We start from the raw sequence: 16,281 nt of genomic DNA, 5'->3' as shown, positions 1-16,281 counted from the left end.
CGATTCAATAGGCGTGCCCAGGTAAAAAGTTCGCCTCTGAATATATAACCAAGAATAATCCCAATGATTCAGCTCGATTTTTATGGAACGCTCGTGGCCGCCTCTTTAGTGTTGCTGCTGGGGTGCGGACTTGTTACTCGTGTTGGTTTTTTGCGCAACTACAATATTCCCGAACCCGTAGCCGGTGGCCTGGTAGTTGCCTTGGCGCTTCTGTTGATGCGCACGCTTGATATTGAAGTGCGCTTTGACACTTCGCTGCAAACGCCCTTGATGCTGGCGTTTTTTGCCACCATTGGCCTGAGTGCGGATTTCGCCAGCCTGAAGAGGGGCGGTCGCGTCGTTGGGATATTTCTACTCGCGGTTGCCGGGCTTCTGGTCGTGCAGAACGCCATGGGAATCGCAATGGCCACAATGCTCGGACTCGATCCGCTGATGGGCCTGCTGACAGGTTCCATCACCCTGGCGGGCGGTCACGGTACTGGAGCCGCGTGGGGAACGGTATTCAGTGAGAAGTACGGTCTGGCTTCCGCCTCGGAGTTGGCGATTGCCGCTGCGACTTTTGGCTTGGTGCTGGGTGGTTTGATTGGAGGCCCGGTTGCTCGTCTGCTGATCAAGCGTGTGCAAGTGCCCGGTTGCAAAAGTCAGGACGCGCCTCGGCTGCCCAAAGGCTTTGAGCAGCCAAACAAGGAGCGCTCGATTACGCCGTTTTCATTTATCGAAACGCTCGCGCTGATCGCGGTCAGTCTGTTGGCTGGCAATCTGTTGAATGGCTGGTTGCAAGGGACCGCATTCGAGTTGCCGACATTTGTTTGTGTCCTGTTCGTGGGGGTGGTTTTGCGCAACGGGCTGTCGGCGCTTGGCCTGTATGAGGTATTCGAGCGTGAGGTCTCGGTCCTGGGCAATGTCAGCCTGTCGCTGTTTTTGGCTATTGCCCTGATGTCGCTCAAGTTGTGGGATCTGGCGGCGCTGGCGTTGCCGATCTTCATCATCCTGGCGGTACAAGCCTTGGTCATGGCGCTATTTGCGATTTTCGTAACGTTCCGAATGATGGGCAGCAATTACGATGCGGCCGTGCTGGCGTCAGGGCATTGCGGTTTTGGTCTCGGTGCGACGCCAACGGCCATTGCCAACATGCAGGCGGTAACGCAGCGCTACGGACCTTCGCAGATAGCGTTTTTGGTGGTGCCCATGGTGGGGGCGTTCTTCATCGACATCATCAATGTCATCGTGATCAAGCTGTACCTGGTCTTGCCGTTTTTTGCCGTGATTTGAGGTTCGGACTGCTTGAATCCGAGACATAAAAAATGCCCGTACCTTGCGATACGGGCATTTTTTCAACTGTGAATCGACGCTTAGATGGTCAGCGTCCAATCGTAGTCGACGATCAGCGGTGCATGCTGCGAGAACCGTGGCTGACGCGGCAGGCGTGCACTGCGAACAAAGCGCCGTAGGCCTGGGGTCAGGATCTGGTAATCGAAGCGCCAGCCCAGATTGAGCATCTCGGCCTGTTCGTTGTCCGGCCACCAGCTGTACTGGTCGCCTTCACGGCTGACTTCACGCAGGGCATCGACATAGCCCATGTTGCCGACAATCTCGTCCATCCAGGCGCGCTCTGGCGCCAGGAAGCCCGGGGATTGCTGGCTGTCGCGCCAGTTCTTGATGTCTAGCTTCTGCTGCGCAACATACAGCGAGCCACAATAAATGTACTCGCGACGTTTGCGCCGCTGTTTGTCCAGGTACTTGCCGAAGTCGTCCATGAGCTTGAACTTCTGGTTCAAGTCCTCATCGCCGTTCATCCCCGAAGGAAGCAGCAAGGTGGAAATACTGACTTTGTCGAAATCTGCTTGCAGGTAGCGCCCGTAGCGGTCGGCCGTCTCGAAACCGAGACCGCTGATGACAGCCTTCGGTTGCAACCGCGAATACAAAGCCACGCCACCTTGGGCAGGGACTTCAGCATCGCAGGCATAAAGGAAGTAGCCATCCAGTTGGAAGGCTGGGTCATCCAGTTCAAAGGCGGAGGCACGGGTGTCCTGCAGGCAGATGACGTCGGCATTCTGTGCTTGCAGCCAACTGAGCAAACCACGCTCGACTGCAGCCTGAATACCATTGACGTTCACACTGATGATCCGCATAAATGGCCCCAAAAATCGCGTGCGTGTATGATACACGGCGTCAAGCTAATTAGCTAAATCCGTGGTATTTGGGGTTTTTTTCATGCAAGCGTATCAGCGCGATTTCATTCGTTTTGCCATCGATCGCGGCGTTTTGCGCTTCGGTGAGTTCACCCTGAAGTCCGGGCGCACCAGTCCTTACTTCTTCAACGCCGGCCTGTTCAACACGGGCTCGGCCTTGGCCCAGCTAGGGCGCTTCTATGCCGCAGCCATTGCCGAAAGCGGTATTTCCTTCGACGTTTTGTTTGGCCCCGCCTACAAAGGCATCCCGCTGGCGGCGACCACTGCTGTCGCACTGGCCGAGCATCACGACCGTGACCTGCCATGGTGCTTCAACCGCAAAGAAGCCAAGGCCCACGGCGAAGGCGGCAGTCTGGTCGGCGCTCCGCTGACGGGCGACGTGCTGATCATCGACGACGTGATCACCGCTGGCACCGCGATCCGCGAAGTGATGCAGATCATCGCTTCCCAGGACGGCGCCAAGGCCGCCGGCGTGCTGATCGCCCTGAACCGTCAGGAGCGTGGCAACGGTGAGTTGTCGGCAATCCAGGAAGTGGAGCGCGATTTCGGCATTCCGGTGATCAGCATTGTTTCGTTGAACCAGGTGCTGGAGTTCCTCGCTGACGATCCGCAGCTCAAGCAGCATTTGCCAGCCGTGGAAGCGTACCGCGCCCAGTTCGGCGTCTGATCGCTGAAAGCAGGCAAAAAAAGACCCCGCTCAGTCTGGCTGAGCGGGGTCTTTTCGTTTGCGCGACTGCTTACGGACGCTTGCGATTGCTGATCAGCGTACCCACACCGGTGTCGGTGAAGATTTCCAGCAGGATCGCGTTCGGTACGCGACCGTCGATGATCAGCGAGCTGCCCACGCCACCCTGAACCGCTTCCAGTGCACAGCGGATCTTCGGCAGCATGCCGCCGTAGATGGTGCCATCGGCGATCAGGTCGTCGACCTGTTGGGTGCTCAGGCCGGTCAATACCTGGCCAGACTTATCCATCAGGCCGGCGATGTTGGTCAACAGCATCAGTTTCTCGGCCTTCAGCGCTTCGGCGACTTTGCCGGCCACCAGATCTGCGTTGATGTTGTACGACTCGCCGTTTTCACCCACGCCGATTGGTGCGATCACCGGGATGAAGTTGCCTTTGACCAGCAGGTTCAGCAGTTCGGTGTTGATCCCGACCACTTCGCCCACCTGACCGATGTCGATGATTTCCGGCTGGGTCATCTCCGGGGTCTGGCGGGTGACGGTCAGCTTCTTCGCGCGAATCAGCCCGGCGTCTTTACCGGTCAGGCCGATGGCGCTGCCGCCATGACGGTTGATCAGGTTGACGATGCTTTTGTTGACTTGGCCGCCGAGGACCATTTCCACCACGTCCATGGTCGCGGCGTCGGTGACGCGCATGCCATCGACGAAATGGCTTTCGATCGACAGGCGCTTGAGCAGATCACCGATCTGCGGGCCGCCGCCGTGCACGACCACCGGGTTGATGCCCACGGCTTTCATCAAGACGATGTCGCGGGCAAAGCCGGTTTTCAGCTCCTCGCTTTCCATCGCGTTGCCGCCGTATTTGATCACCAGGGTCTTGCCGACATAACGTCGGATGTAAGGCAGCGCTTCGGACAGGACCTGGGCGGTGTGGGCGGCGGCTTCGCGTTCGAGGGTCATTCAGGGCTCCGGGTGGATCAGAACGGTAGTTGGAGATCAGGTGCAACGCGTTTCAGTTGGGCGTGGAACACATCTTTGATGCGCTGCAATTCAGCCTCGTCATCGGCCTCGAAGCGCAGCACCAGCACCGGTGTGGTGTTGGACGCGCGCACCAGGCCCCAGCCTTTGGCGTAATCGACCCGCACGCCGTCGATGGTGGTCAGGTCAGCGCCTGCGCCCCACTGTGCGTCGTGCAGAGCATCAATGATGCTGAATTTGCTCTCTTCGGTCACATGGATATTGATTTCAGGCGTAGAAATATCGTTCGGGAAGGTCGCAAACAGCTCTTCGGCGGTGGATTTTTCCTTGCTGAGGATTTCCAGCAGCCGTGCGGCGCTGTAAATGCCGTCATCGAAACCGAACCAGCGCTCCTTGAAGAAGATGTGTCCACTCATCTCACCGGCCAATAGAGCGCCGGATTGTTTCATTTTCTTTTTGATCAATGAATGACCGGTCTTCCACATGAGCGGTCGACCGCCGTATTCCTTGATCAGCGGTACGAGGCGGCGGGTGCATTTGACGTCGAAGATGATTTGCGCGTCAGGGTTGCGTGCCACCACGTCACGGGCGAACAGCATCAGCAAGCGATCGGGATAAACGATGCTGCCGGTGTTGGTCACCACGCCGACACGGTCACCGTCGCCGTCGAAGGCCAGACCGATGTCGGCGTTGGTTTCCTTGACCTTGGCGATCAGGTCGACGAGGTTCTCAGGCTTGCCCGGATCCGGGTGATGGTTGGGGAAATTGCCGTCGACTTCACAGAACAGCGGGATGACTTCGCAGTTCAGCGCTTCGATCAGTTGCGGAGCGATCACGCCGGCCGCGCCGTTGCCGCAGTCGACCACGACCTTCATGCGGCGGGCCAGTTTGATGTCCTGGACGATTTCGGTGTTGTAACGGTCGAGGATTTCGACCTCGGTGACGCTACCCGGGCCGCTGCTCAGATTGTTGGTCTTGAGGCGTTCGTGCAAGGCCTGGATCTGTTCGTTGGCGAGGGTGTCGCCGGCGATCACGATCTTGAAGCCGTTGTAGTTCGACGGGTTGTGGCTGCCGGTGAGCATCACCCCGGATTTGCCGGCCAGGACGTTGGCGGCATAGTAAAGCGCGGGGGTCGGCACCAGGCCAACATCACTGACGTGGCAGCCGCTTTCGGCGATACCGCGGATCAGTTCTGCAACCAGCTCCGGACCGGACAGGCGGCCATCGCGACCGACGCAAACGTTCGGCTCGCCTTGGGCCAGGCTCTGCGAACCGATAGCGCGGCCGATCCAGTAAGCGGTTTCGGCATTGAGGAATTGCGGTACGGTGCCGCGAATGTCATAGGCGCGAAAGATGCTGTCGGGTAGTTTCGGGGCAAGCTTGGCGGGGGTGCTCATCTGCGGAAGTGCTCCATCTCGAAAGTGGCAGGACAGACCGACGATTCACTCGGCGGCAGGCTCAAACTGAAGGGTATGACGGCGTTTTTCACAGAGAGTTCGTGGTGTGAAAGGGCCATGACACCTCGGCGGGCGTGGCTTTCGGCCGGCAAAACCTTGATTTACGCTGTTAAAACCTGTCGTTGAAAATGCACAAATTCCCCCTGTAGGAGCCGCCTGCGGCAGCTCCTGCAGAGGCGTATCAGTGCTGGTTACTTGGTGCCGGTGTGGCCAAACCCGCCAGTGCCGCGCTCGGTTTCGACGAACTCTTCAACCATTTCGAAATGCGCCTGCACCACCGGCACCAGCACCAGTTGCGCCAGACGTTCGCCGACGGTCATGGTGAAGTCGGTCTGGCCACGGTTCCAGCAGGACACCATCAGCGGGCCCTGGTAATCGGAGTCGATCAGCCCGACCAGGTTGCCGAGAACGATGCCGTGCTTATGGCCCATGCCCGAGCGCGGCAGGATCAGCGCGGCGAGATTGGGATCACCGATGTAAACCGACAGACCGGTAGGGATCAGCACGGTTTCACCCGGTTTGATCACGATGTCCTGTTCCAGCATGGCGCGCAGGTCGAGGCCGGCGGAGCCCGGGGTGGCGTATTGCGGCAGCGGGAATTCGGTACCGATGCGTGGGTCGAGAATCTTGGCTTGCAAAGCGTGCATGTAAATTAAACCTGGTTCAGACGTTCGGCGATAAAAGTGACCAGTTGGCGAGCGATCTTGCTCTTGCTGGTCTGGGCGAAAACCGTGGCGTGCAGCTCACGGTCAATCACGCTGCAGGCGTTTTCTTCGCTGTTGAAACCGATGCTCGGGTTGGCGACGTCGTTGGCGACGATCAGGTCGAGGTTCTTGTCCTTCAGCTTGCGTGCAGCGTAGTCGAGCAGGTGTTCGGTTTCGGCGGCGAAGCCGACACTGAACGGACGATCGGGGCGGGTCGCGATGGTGGCGAGGATATCCGGGTTACGCACCATTTGCAGGACGAAGCCGTCACCGCTCGTAGGATCTTTCTTGAGTTTTTGCGGGGCGACGACTTCCGGACGGTAGTCGGCCACCGCTGCAGAGGCGATGAACACGTCGCAAGGGATTGCGGCTTCGCACGCGGCGAGCATGTCGCGGGCGCTGACCACGTCGATGCGCGTGACGCGATCCGGGGTCGGCAGATGCACCGGGCCGCTGATCAGCGTGACGCGGGCGCCGGCTTCCACCGCCGCTTCGGCCAGGGCAAAGCCCATTTTTCCGGAGCTGTGGTTGGTGATGTAGCGCACCGGGTCGATGTTTTCCTGAGTCGGACCGGCGGTGATCACCACATGTTTGCCGGTCAGCGCCTGGCGCTGGAAGCAGTCCGCGGCGCATTGGGCCAGATCGGTGGCTTCCATCATGCGGCCCATGCCGACATCGCCGCAGGCCTGGCTTCCGGAGGCCGGGCCGAAAGTCTTCAGGCCACGGCTCTCCAGCCGTTGCAGGTTGGCCTGGGTCGCCGGGTCGCGCCACATCGCTTGATTCATTGCCGGAGCGACAGCCACGACGGCGTCGGTGGCCAGCACCAACGTGGTCAGCAAATCATTGGCAATACCTTGAGCCAGGCGCGCGATCAGGTCGGCGGTGGCCGGGGCGATCAACACCAGATCAGCCCATTTCGCCAGCTCGATGTGGCCCATCGCCGCTTCGGCGGCCGGGTCGAGCAAATCCAGATGAACCGGGTGCCCGGACAAGGCTTGCATGGTCAGCGGGGTGATGAACTCGGCGCCGCCGTGGGTCATGACTACGCGCACTTCGGCGCCCTGGTCGATCAGGCGACGAACCAGATCAGCGCTCTTGTAGGCCGCAATACCGCCGCCGACGCCCAGAACGATGCGTTTCCGATACAGCCGCTGCATAGGTCTGCCTTTCATATCGTGGGTGACATACGTGGCGAAACCCCCTCCCCAGGGTGAATTCGCCCGCAAAAAAGATGGGCTACGATATCACAGCGACCGCTATGGAACAGCGGCGCCCACAGACAAGGAAGCGCTATGAGTATTCGTGATTGGCCTGCGGCGGAACGGCCGCGGGAAAGGTTGTTGGAGCATGGGGCGGCGAATCTTTCGGACGCTGAGTTGTTGGCCATTTTTCTGCGGACCGGATTGCCCGGAATAAGCGCGGTGGATCTGGCACGACAACTGTTGACTCGGTTCGGCAGCCTGCGTTTGCTGCTTGAGGCCGATCAGGAAGCATTCAGCAAACAATTAGGCCTGGGGCCTGCGAAGTTTGCTCAGTTGCAAGCGGCTCAAGAAATGAGCAAGCGTCATCTGGCCGAGCGATCACGGCAGAAACCGGCACTGGAAAACCCTCAAATCGTTCGTGATTACCTCAAATCCATGTTGCGCCACGAGCCTCACGAAGTGTTTGGTTGTCTGTTTCTCGACTCCAAACATCAAGTGCTGACATTCGAGGCGCTGTTTCGCGGCTCGATCGACAACACCAGCGTGCATCCCCGGGAAGTGGTGAAACGGGCCCTAGCAAACAATGCTGCGGCCGTGATCCTGTGCCACAACCACCCGTCAGGAAACTCTGATCCCAGTCAGGCGGATCGGCTGCTGACCAAGCGCTTGCAAAAGGCATTGGAGCTGATTGATGTGCGGGTGCTGGATCACTTCATCGTCGGCGACGGGGAGCCGTTGTCGATGGCGGAGAGTGGCTGGATGTAAATCTGGCGGGGCGATGCAAGCCCCTGTGTGCGGGCTTGCTCGCGAAGGGGGTGTATCAGTCAATAAATGTGTTGGCTGATCCGGCGCCTTCGCGAGCAAGCACGCTCCCACAGTGGGGGTGTGCTGTGTCAGGCTACTTGAACGTAACCCTGGAGTAGTCCTGCCGTCCAAACGGGCTGACGGAGTAGCCCTGGACATCCTTGCGCGTCAACGCGAAGGCCGTCGGGTGCGCCAGCGGCAGCCACAGCGCCTGCTGCTGGATCTGCGCCTGCGCCTGCTCATAAAGCTTGCTGCGCACGCCTTGCTCGCTGGTGGTCTTGCCCGCGCTGATCAGCTTGTCCAGATCGGCATTGCAGTAGCGGGCGAAGTTGGTACCAGACTTGACCGCCGCGCAGGAAAACTGCGGCGTGAGGAAGTTGTCCGGGTCGCCGTTGTCGCCCGCCCAGCCCATGAACAGCAAGTCATGCTCGCCGGCCTTGGCGCGGCGAATCAATTCGCCCCATTCGATCACGCGGATTTCCGCCTGAATGCCGATTTCCGCCAGGTCCGATTGCAACATCTGCGCGCCGAGGCTTGGGTTGGGGTTGAGCAGGCTGCCGGACGGACGCGTCCAGATGGTGGTCTGGAAGCCGTCCTTCAAGCCGGCCTTGGCCATCAGATCCTTGGCTTTCGCCACGTCGTGCGGATACCCCGGCAGGTTTTTCGCATAGCTCCAGGTGTTCGGCGGGTAAGGGCCGTTAGCCGCTTCGGCGGTGTCTTCGAACACGGCTTTGATGTAGTGGGCCTTATCGAAGGCTAGATTGATTGCCTGACGCACTTGCGGCTTGTCCAGCGGCGGATGCTGGCTGTTGATGCCAACGAAAGCAGTCATGAACGCGTCAGTCTTTTCGACTTTCAGCGTCGGCTCTTTCAGCGCTGCCTGTACGTCCAATGGCTTCGGCGACAACGCGATCTGGCACTCGTTGCGCCGCAGTTTTTGCAGGCGCACGTTGGCGTCCGAGGTAATGGCGAAAATCAGTGGATCAACCGATGGCTTGCCAGCGAAATAATCCGGGTTGGCCTTGTAGCGGATCGAGGCGTCTTTCTGGAAACGTGTGAACACGAACGGGCCGGTGCCGATCGGTTGGCTGTTGAGCTTTTCCGTCGCGTAGGTCTTTAGCAGCTTGTCAGCGTATTCAGCGGAATAGATCGAGGCGAAACCCATACTCAGGGTCGCCAGAAAGGTCGAGTCCGGGTGATCGAGGGTGAAGCGCACGGTCAGCGGATCCAGTGCGTCGATTTTCTTGATCAGCGCTGGCAACTGCATCGACTGCGCATGCGGGAAGCCGCTCTGGGCGACTTTGTGCCACGGATTGGCAGGGTCGAGCATGCGGTCAAAGCTGAATTTGACGTCCTCTGCTGTCAGTTCGCGGGTCGGCTTGAAGTAATCGGTTGTATGAAACTTCACCTGCGGGTGTAGCTTGAACACATAAGTCAGGCCATCGGTGCTGACTTCCCAGCTGTCGGCCAGGCTCGGGACGACTTTGCCGCTGGCTGTGTCGAAGTCCACCAGGCGGTTCATCAGCACGTCGGCCGAGGCGTTGGTGGTGGTCAGCGAGTTGTACTGCACCACGTCGAACCCTTCAGGGCTGGCCTCGGTACAAACGCTCAGCGCGGCGGCCTGGGCCAGGGGGCTCAGCAGGAGCGGTGCGAGCAGCAGGGGTAGGGCAGCGAGGCGCATGGTCGGTTTCCTTTTACAGATCGAAGGCCCATCTGCAAGTGCAGTCTGGAAAAGGCCTACCCTAGAGGTCTGGATTACAAATGACTATCCCCATTTTGCATTTTCAGGGCACAGTGCTATCCGTTTTTCAGACTGCGTGGCTTCGTAAAAAGTCCGAAACGCCCGCGCAGGCGTTTTTCTGCGACGAGCGGTAAAAATCAATGCCGGCCTTTATCCAAGGCGTTCGCAGCCTGAAAAATCGCCTTTTTACCGATTGATTGCACACCGATTGTTGTTGCTTCCCGGTCTTTCTGGTATAAAGCAGCGCTCTTTTCTAGGGGCCCGGTTCCTTCACTGTAGGTGTAGCCGGTAAGACCTCTAAAGAAACGCGGCGCCTGGCGCCAAATGACTGAGAGATTAAGCGGCCAACCCATGCCGGGTTGGGCATGTGGTTTTAGAGGGCTGAGGCATGTCGAGAGTATGTCAAGTTACCGGTAAGGGTCCGGTGACTGGGAATAACATTTCCCACGCAAACAACAAAACCCGTCGTCGTTTCCTGCCGAACCTGCAGCATCACCGCTTCTGGGTTGAAGAAGAGAAACGTTTTGTGCGTCTGCGCGTATCTGCCAAAGGCATGCGTATCATCGACAAGCGTGGCATCACTGTCGTGCTCGCCGAACTTCGCCGCGATGGCAAGATTTAAGGGAGCTAATCATGCGTGAATTGATTCGTTTGATCTCGAGCGCCGGTACTGGTCACTTCTACACTACCGACAAGAACAAGCGTACTACCCCGGACAAAATCGAGATCAAGAAATATGATCCGGTTGTTCGCAAGCACGTGATGTACAAGGAAGGCAAAATCAAGTAATTGATTTTTCCCGACTTACAAAAAAGGCCCGTATCTCACGATACGGGCCTTTTTTGTTGCCCCGAAACGACCCGGGATTTACTCCCCATGCCGCCCGTCTGAGCCGTACTCAGTAGAAGCTGAACGACTCGATGTTGCCTGCTGAATCCTGCTGGATGTTCAGGCGTTCGGGGTGCAGATCAGTCGTGCCCACCAGTCCGCTGCGGATATTTTCACGGCCGGTCAGCTCGCTGATGTAGGTCTCGACGCTCGGCACATAGCGGCTGCCGATCAAGTGGCGAATCTGTTGCAAGACTTCATCATTGGTCATATTGCATTTCCTTATGCATGGATGAGGTGCCCGTTTTGGGCCTCTGCATCGTCCGACCAATTCAGTAAGGCTGTGCGGTATATAGTTATTTTTTCTGTTCAAAGATCACATAGATCTTGCGGCAAGCCTCCAGCACTTCCCAAGTGCCACGGAACCCCGCCGGAATCACAAAGCGATCACCCACGCGCAACGTCTTGGCATTGCCATCGCTGTCACGCAGTACGGAAACGCCCTGCAAAATCTCGCAGTATTCATGCTCGGTGTAATTTACCGTCCATTGGCCCTCCGCACCTTCCCACACGCCGACGTTCATTTGCCCACAAGGGCTGTCGTATTGATTGAACACCGCTTGCTCGGGATCGCCCTTGAGCACTTTGGCCGGGTCCGGCCGGTAGCGTTCGGCCGAGGCGGTAGTCAGGCTGATGTCGACGACGTTCTGGATGTTCATTGTTGTTTTCTCCCGTGATGACGGCGCGATGGCTGGAAAGGGCCAAAGTCTATGTTTATTAAATTGAACACCGCAAGGCCGTATAGCGCGCTTATGTCAAATATATTGAAACAACCCCGGCCGCTGGTTTAGGGTGGCGGGTGCCTTGGGCCGAAATGCAGGCTGGCCGGGCAGAATTCCTGAGGGCGCTGGCGATGATCGTGCGGCGTTCGTATTGAACAAGAGGAGGACACTTAAATGACCACCCTGACTCGTGCCGACTGGGAACAACGTGCTCGCGACCTGAAGATCGAAGGCCGCGCTTACCTTAATGGCGAATACACTGATGCCGTCTCCGGCGAGACCTTCGAGTGCATCAGCCCGGTCGATGGCCGTCTGCTGGGCAAGATTGCCAGCTGTGACGCCGCCGATGCCCAGCGCGCGGTGGAAAACGCCCGCGCCACTTTCAATTCCGGCGTTTGGTCGCGCCTGGCGCCGACCAAGCGTAAAGCCACCATGATCCGCTTCGCCGGCCTGCTGAAACAGCACGCCGAAGAACTGGCCCTGCTCGAAACCCTCGATATGGGCAAGCCGATCAGTGATTCGCTGTACATCGACGTTCCGGGCGCGGCGCAAGCGCTGAGCTGGAGCGGTGAAGCGATCGACAAGATTTACGACGAAGTCGCGGCTACCCCGCACGATCAACTGGGTCTGGTAACCCGCGAGCCGGTGGGCGTTGTCGGCGCCATCGTGCCGTGGAACTTCCCGCTGATGATGGCTTGCTGGAAGCTCGGCCCGGCGCTGTCGACGGGTAACTCGGTGATCCTCAAGCCGTCGGAAAAATCCCCGCTGACCGCCATCCGTATCGCGGCATTGGCTGTTGAAGCCGGTATCCCGAAAGGCGTGCTCAACGTACTACCGGGCTACGGCCACACCGTTGGCAAGGCGCTGGCTCTGCACAACGACGTCGATACGCTGGTGTTCACCGGGTCGACCAAGATCGCCAAGCAACTGATGATCTATTCCGGCGAATCGAACATGAAGCGTGTTTGGCTGGAGGCCGGTGGCAAGAGCCCGAACATTGTCTTCGCCGATGCCCCGGATCTGCAAGCCGCCGCCGAATCCGCCGCCAGCGCGATTGCCTTCAACCAGGGCGAAGTCTGCACCGCCGGTTCGCGTCTGTTGGTCGAGCGTTCGATCAAGGACAAATTCCTGCCGATGGTGATTGAGGCGCTCAAAGCCTGGAAGCCGGGCAACCCGCTGGATCCTTCGACGAACGTCGGCGCGCTGGTGGATACCCAGCAGATGAATACTGTGCTGTCGTACATCGAGTCCGGCCATACCGATGGCGCCAAACTGGTCGCGGGCGGCAAGCGCATCCTCCAGGAAACCGGTGGCACCTACGTTGAGCCAACGATTTTCGACGGTGTGAGCAATGCAATGAAGATCGCTCAGGAAGAGATCTTTGGCCCGGTGCTGTCGGTCATCGCTTTCGATACCGCTGAAGAGGCGATCCAGATTGCCAACGACACGCCGTACGGCCTGGCTGCTGCGGTGTGGACGCAGGACATCTCCAAGGCGCACCTGACCGCCAAGGCGTTGCGTGCCGGTAGCGTGTGGGTCAATCAGTACGACGGCGGCGACATGACCGCACCGTTCGGTGGCTTCAAGCAGTCGGGCAACGGCCGCGACAAATCGCTGCACGCGTTCGACAAGTACACCGAGCTGAAATCGACCTGGATCAAGCTGTAAAGCCTTGAGGGAGCCCGGTTGTCCTGGGCTCTCTGACGAAGCGCGGATCCCTGTGGGAGCGGGCTTGCTCGCGAAAGCGGTGTATCACTCAGCACATCTGCTGAATGTGAAACCGTCTTCGCGAGCAAGCCCGCTCCCACATTGGTTTTGTGGTGAAAACAAGAATATCCACAGGAGCGTGGAACATGCGTTGGGCGACGTATTTCGCCGTGTTGGCGTCTGTCTTGAGTGTCGGTCTGGCCTTGGGGGTCAGCATGCCGCTGGTGTCGTTGCGTCTGGAGGGGTGGGGTTATGGCGCCTTCGCCATCGGCGTGATGGCGGCGATGCCGGCGATTGGCGTGCTGTTGGGGGCGAAGATCTCCAGTCATCTGGCGGCGCGCTTCGGTACGGCCAATCTCATGCGCCTGTGTCTGTGGGCCGGGGCGCTGTCGATCGGTTTGCTGGCGTTGTTGCCCAGCTATCCGATCTGGCTGGTGTTGCGGCTGATGATCGGCGTGATCCTGACCATCGTTTTCATCCTCGGCGAGAGCTGGATCAACCAACTGGTGGTCGAGCAATGGCGCGGACGGCTGGTGGCGCTGTATGGCAGCAGCTATGCGCTGAGCCAATTGTCTGGCCCTTTGCTGCTGGGAGCGCTCGGCACCGATCACGATTACGGTTTCTGGGTCGGTGTGGCGTTACTGACGATTTCGCCCTTGCTGTTGCTGGGCCGCAGTGGTGCGCCGAGCAGTGAAGCAAGCAGCGTGACGTTCAGTGACCTGTGGCGCTTCGCCCGTGAGCTGCCGGCGATTGCCTGGGCGGTGTCGTTGTTTGCGGCGTTCGAGGCGATGATCCTGACACTGCTGCCTGTTTACTGTCTGCGCCAAGGCTTCACCGCAGAAATCGCCCTGGCGATGGTCAGTACTGTGGTGGTTGGCGATGCGTTACTGCAATTGCCGATTGGTGCGTTGGCCGACCGTTTATCCCGCAGGACGCTGTTTACCGGGTGCGCCGTGGTGTTGCTGCTGTCGAGCCTGGCAATTCCGTTGCTGATCGATACGCTGCTGATCTGGCCGTTGTGGGTGCTGTTCGGCGCCAGTGCTGGCGGACTGTTCACGCTGTCGCTGATCCTCATCGGTGAACGTTATCGCGACGATGCGCTGGTGCGTGCCAATGCGCACATCGCGCAACTGTGGGGCGTTGGCTGCCTGGTCGGGCCATTGGCGGCGGGGGCGGGCAGTCAGTGGATCAGTGGTCATGCGCTGCCGTTGTTGATGGCGGCAGGGGCGTTTGGCCTGGTGATTCTGGTGTCGCGCCAAGGCGCGTTTGGCGCGGTGGCCGAGCCTGCCTGAATGCGTGCGGGGGAATACCTCTGGCCGGGCTACAGCATTCGCTCAAGACCGACGGTGGTGCTGAACCACGCATTGAACCGTCGCCACCAACTCCCCGGTTCTTTGGTCAGGGTGTGCATCTGGCCGTTGTCCTCGGTCACCCAGACAATCTGCCCGTTCTCAAGCGTTGCCTCGTAACTCAGTGCCGGTGCCATGCCTTGCAGGGCCAGTTCGCGCACATGCCCGGCGAGTTCGGGGCTGTCCACCAACACCCCGACTTCGGTGTTCCAAAGCACTGAGCGCGGGTCGAAGTTGAATGAGCCGATGAACGACTTCTGTCGGTCGAAGATCATCGCTTTGCTGTGCAGGCTGGAGTCCGAGCCGCGAAACGATTTGCTGTAAAAAATATGCGGGCCGCTGCCGCCGCCATCACCGGGCTGGCGACGCAGCTCGAACAGTTTCACGCCATGCTCCAGCAGCGCTTTGCGATAGGGGGCATAGCCGCCGTGCACGGCCGGCACATCGGTGGCTTCCAGCGAATTGGTCAGCAGGGTCACTGAAACGCCCGCGTCGGCGCGTCCGGTCAGGTACACCAGCCCCGGCTGGCCGGGTACGAAGTACGCCGAAACCATGATCAGTTCTTTGCTGACGCCCTTCAGCTCCGGCGCCAGTTGCGTGGTCAGCAACAATTGTGGATCAGGCTCAGCTTTGGCCAGCACCTTGCTCGGCGCATCCCACAGCGCCTGGTTCCAGGCCCAGATCAGCTCTGTGCGCCAGATGTCCATGCGTGGTTCGGTCTTGAACTTCATCAACTGCTGATACAGCGCGTGATTCTGCTTGCGGGTGTCCTCCAGCGATTCTTCCAGGCGTGTGCGGGTGTTCTGCAGATCCTTGGCTGAGGGTTTGCTGGTTAGAAATGCTTCGATCGGTTTGCTCAGCGCGCTGTTCCAGTACTGATCGAAGCTGTGCCCGAGTTGCTCGGCCACGGGCCCCATGCTGAGCATGTCGATGTCGGTGAAATTCAGGTTTGGCTCGGCATCGAAATACTCGTCGCCCAGATTGCGCCCACCCACGATGGCCGCGCTGTTGTCCGCCAGCCACAGCTTGTTGTGCATTCGCCGGTGTTGCAGCGACAGATTGAACAGGCGCCCGGCCGCCCGGGTCACGCCCGTGCTGCGCCCCAGATTCAGCGGGTTGAACAAGCGAATCTGGATCTGCGGATGCGCCGCCAGCGTGGCGATGATCTGGTCCAGGCCGTCGCTGGTGGTGTCGTCAAGCAGGATTCGTACGCGCACGCCACGGTCGGCAGCCTTGAGCAGTTCCTCAACCAGCATCCGCGTGCTGATGCCGTCGTGGACGATGTAGTACTGCAAGTCGAGACTGGTTTGCGCGTGGCGGATCAGTTCGGCGCGTGCGGTGAACGCTTCGGTGCTGTTGGACAACAGGCGGAAACCGGACTGTCCCTGATGGGGCGCTGCCTGCGCCTGAATTGAACGACCGAACGCAGACTCCTTCGCCGGCAGGGCCTGGCTTGGCGTCCGGGGAACATCGAGCGTGGTGCACCCGCTCAGCGGCAGGACGACCAGCAGTGCAAGCGTAAGGGCGTGTCTGGAACTCAAGTCAGATGTTTCCGAATGTGGGCGGGCCTGGAGTATGGCACGGCGGGCGTGACGGGTTATTCGGCGGAGCCGACGCGCCGACTAGAGCGGCTTGTAGTCTATGACTGTCGGCAGGAGGGAAGTTCTTCAACAGATTGAGGAATTTTCCGGCTCACATCAGCTACGTCTTGTAGCGAATTTTCCGGTGTCGATTGTTACTTCGCCTTACATCACTCCTATACAGCAATCGGAATAATGACGGCGCTGATTCTGATGCAGGATCTTTCCTGTTTTTACTCAGAAAAAGCGCAGATGAATGTCATCTTTCGATTCT

At 59.1% G+C, this 16,281-nt stretch carries 15 protein-coding genes and 1 pseudogene; 7 read left to right on the top strand and 9 right to left on the bottom strand.

All coding sequences use genetic code 11. The features are described 5' to 3' along the window. The first annotated feature begins 63 nt into the window (after nt 1–63). Nucleotides 64–1,272, top strand: a complete 1,209-nt coding sequence (gene gltS / locus AACY02_RS22215) for a sodium/glutamate symporter (RefSeq protein ID WP_339433790.1) — start codon at nt 64–66, stop codon at nt 1,270–1,272. An 80-nt stretch (nt 1,273–1,352) separates the two neighbouring features. Here the strand turns inward: gltS and AACY02_RS22210 are convergent, their stop codons facing one another. Then, complete coding sequence (locus tag AACY02_RS22210) at nt 1,353–2,132, bottom strand: exodeoxyribonuclease III (protein WP_339433789.1); 780 nt, start codon at nt 2,130–2,132, stop codon at nt 1,353–1,355. Nucleotides 2,133–2,214: 82 nt separating this feature from the next. Between AACY02_RS22210 and pyrE the strand changes: the two genes are divergently transcribed. Next, complete coding sequence (gene pyrE / locus AACY02_RS22205) at nt 2,215–2,859, top strand: orotate phosphoribosyltransferase (protein ID WP_041071932.1); 645 nt, start codon at nt 2,215–2,217, stop codon at nt 2,857–2,859. Nucleotides 2,860–2,929: 70 nt separating this feature from the next. Here pyrE and argB read toward each other — a convergent pair whose 3' ends face one another. The 4 genes and pseudogenes from argB to coaBC all read right to left on the bottom strand — a co-directional run bounded on the left by argB (nt 2,930) and on the right by coaBC (nt 7,171). Then, complete coding sequence (argB, locus tag AACY02_RS22200) at nt 2,930–3,835, bottom strand: acetylglutamate kinase (protein ID WP_221730894.1); 906 nt, start codon at nt 3,833–3,835, stop codon at nt 2,930–2,932. 17 nt (nt 3,836–3,852) lie between these two features. Then, nucleotides 3,853–5,256 (bottom strand): annotated as a pseudogene (locus AACY02_RS22195) (phosphomannomutase/phosphoglucomutase); the annotation flags it as partial. Nucleotides 5,257–5,501: 245 nt separating this feature from the next. After that, nucleotides 5,502–5,957, bottom strand: coding sequence for a dUTP diphosphatase (gene dut / locus AACY02_RS22190; protein ID WP_016985816.1), 456 nt, complete (start codon nt 5,955–5,957; stop codon nt 5,502–5,504). A 5-nt stretch (nt 5,958–5,962) separates the two neighbouring features. Further along, the gene (gene coaBC, locus AACY02_RS22185; protein WP_339433788.1) at nt 5,963–7,171 is read right to left on the bottom strand and encodes a bifunctional phosphopantothenoylcysteine decarboxylase/phosphopantothenate--cysteine ligase CoaBC; all 1,209 of its coding nucleotides are present in this window, start codon (nt 7,169–7,171) and stop codon (nt 5,963–5,965) included. A gap of 135 nt (nt 7,172–7,306) precedes the next feature. Between coaBC and radC the strand changes: the two genes are divergently transcribed. Then, nucleotides 7,307–7,981 (top strand): RadC family protein, encoded by a 675-nt coding sequence (gene radC, locus AACY02_RS22180; protein ID WP_339433787.1) that lies wholly within the window; start codon nt 7,307–7,309, stop codon nt 7,979–7,981. 133 nt (nt 7,982–8,114) lie between these two features. On the opposite strand, the gene AACY02_RS22175 is transcribed toward radC, so the two are convergent. Continuing rightward, entirely contained in the window at nt 8,115–9,701 is a 1,587-nt protein-coding gene (locus AACY02_RS22175) for an ABC transporter substrate-binding protein (RefSeq protein ID WP_339433786.1), read from the bottom strand. Between the two features lie 448 nt (nt 9,702–10,149). Between AACY02_RS22175 and rpmB the strand changes: the two genes are divergently transcribed. Next, nucleotides 10,150–10,383 carry a 50S ribosomal protein L28 gene (gene rpmB, locus AACY02_RS22170; protein WP_007920377.1) on the top strand — a complete coding sequence of 78 codons (234 nt, stop codon included), beginning with the start codon at nt 10,150–10,152 and terminating at the stop codon, nt 10,381–10,383. Nucleotides 10,384–10,394: 11 nt separating this feature from the next. Further along, the gene (gene rpmG, locus AACY02_RS22165) at nt 10,395–10,550 is read left to right on the top strand and encodes a 50S ribosomal protein L33 (RefSeq protein ID WP_016772554.1); all 156 of its coding nucleotides are present in this window, start codon (nt 10,395–10,397) and stop codon (nt 10,548–10,550) included. Nucleotides 10,551–10,659: 109 nt separating this feature from the next. Here the strand turns inward: rpmG and AACY02_RS22160 are convergent, their stop codons facing one another. Continuing rightward, nucleotides 10,660–10,860 (bottom strand): hypothetical protein, encoded by a 201-nt coding sequence (locus AACY02_RS22160; protein WP_339433785.1) that lies wholly within the window; start codon nt 10,858–10,860, stop codon nt 10,660–10,662. Between the two features lie 85 nt (nt 10,861–10,945). Continuing rightward, nucleotides 10,946–11,308 (bottom strand): cupin domain-containing protein, encoded by a 363-nt coding sequence (locus AACY02_RS22155; protein ID WP_339433784.1) that lies wholly within the window; start codon nt 11,306–11,308, stop codon nt 10,946–10,948. Between the two features lie 237 nt (nt 11,309–11,545). Between AACY02_RS22155 and AACY02_RS22150 the strand changes: the two genes are divergently transcribed. Both AACY02_RS22150 and AACY02_RS22145 read left to right on the top strand, forming a co-directional pair. After that, nucleotides 11,546–13,039: an aldehyde dehydrogenase gene (locus AACY02_RS22150; protein ID WP_339433783.1), complete on the top strand. Its 1,494-nt coding sequence runs from the start codon at nt 11,546–11,548 to the stop codon at nt 13,037–13,039. Nucleotides 13,040–13,224: 185 nt separating this feature from the next. Next, a complete protein-coding gene (locus AACY02_RS22145) occupies nt 13,225–14,370 on the top strand; it encodes an MFS transporter (protein ID WP_339433782.1) in 1,146 nt (381 codons plus the stop codon). Nucleotides 14,371–14,399: 29 nt separating this feature from the next. Here AACY02_RS22145 and AACY02_RS22140 read toward each other — a convergent pair whose 3' ends face one another. Beyond that, nucleotides 14,400–15,968 (bottom strand): phospholipase D family protein, encoded by a 1,569-nt coding sequence (locus tag AACY02_RS22140; protein WP_339433781.1) that lies wholly within the window; start codon nt 15,966–15,968, stop codon nt 14,400–14,402. Nucleotides 15,969–16,281: the final 313 nt, after the last annotated feature.

This window comes from Pseudomonas sp. EA_65y_Pfl2_P78, assembly GCF_963970495.1.
In the GTDB taxonomy this organism is placed as follows: Bacteria; Pseudomonadota; Gammaproteobacteria; order Pseudomonadales; family Pseudomonadaceae; genus Aquipseudomonas; species Aquipseudomonas baetica_A.
The sequence above is the reverse complement of the archived record's forward strand: the minus strand, read 5'-3'. Positions and strand labels throughout refer to the sequence as shown.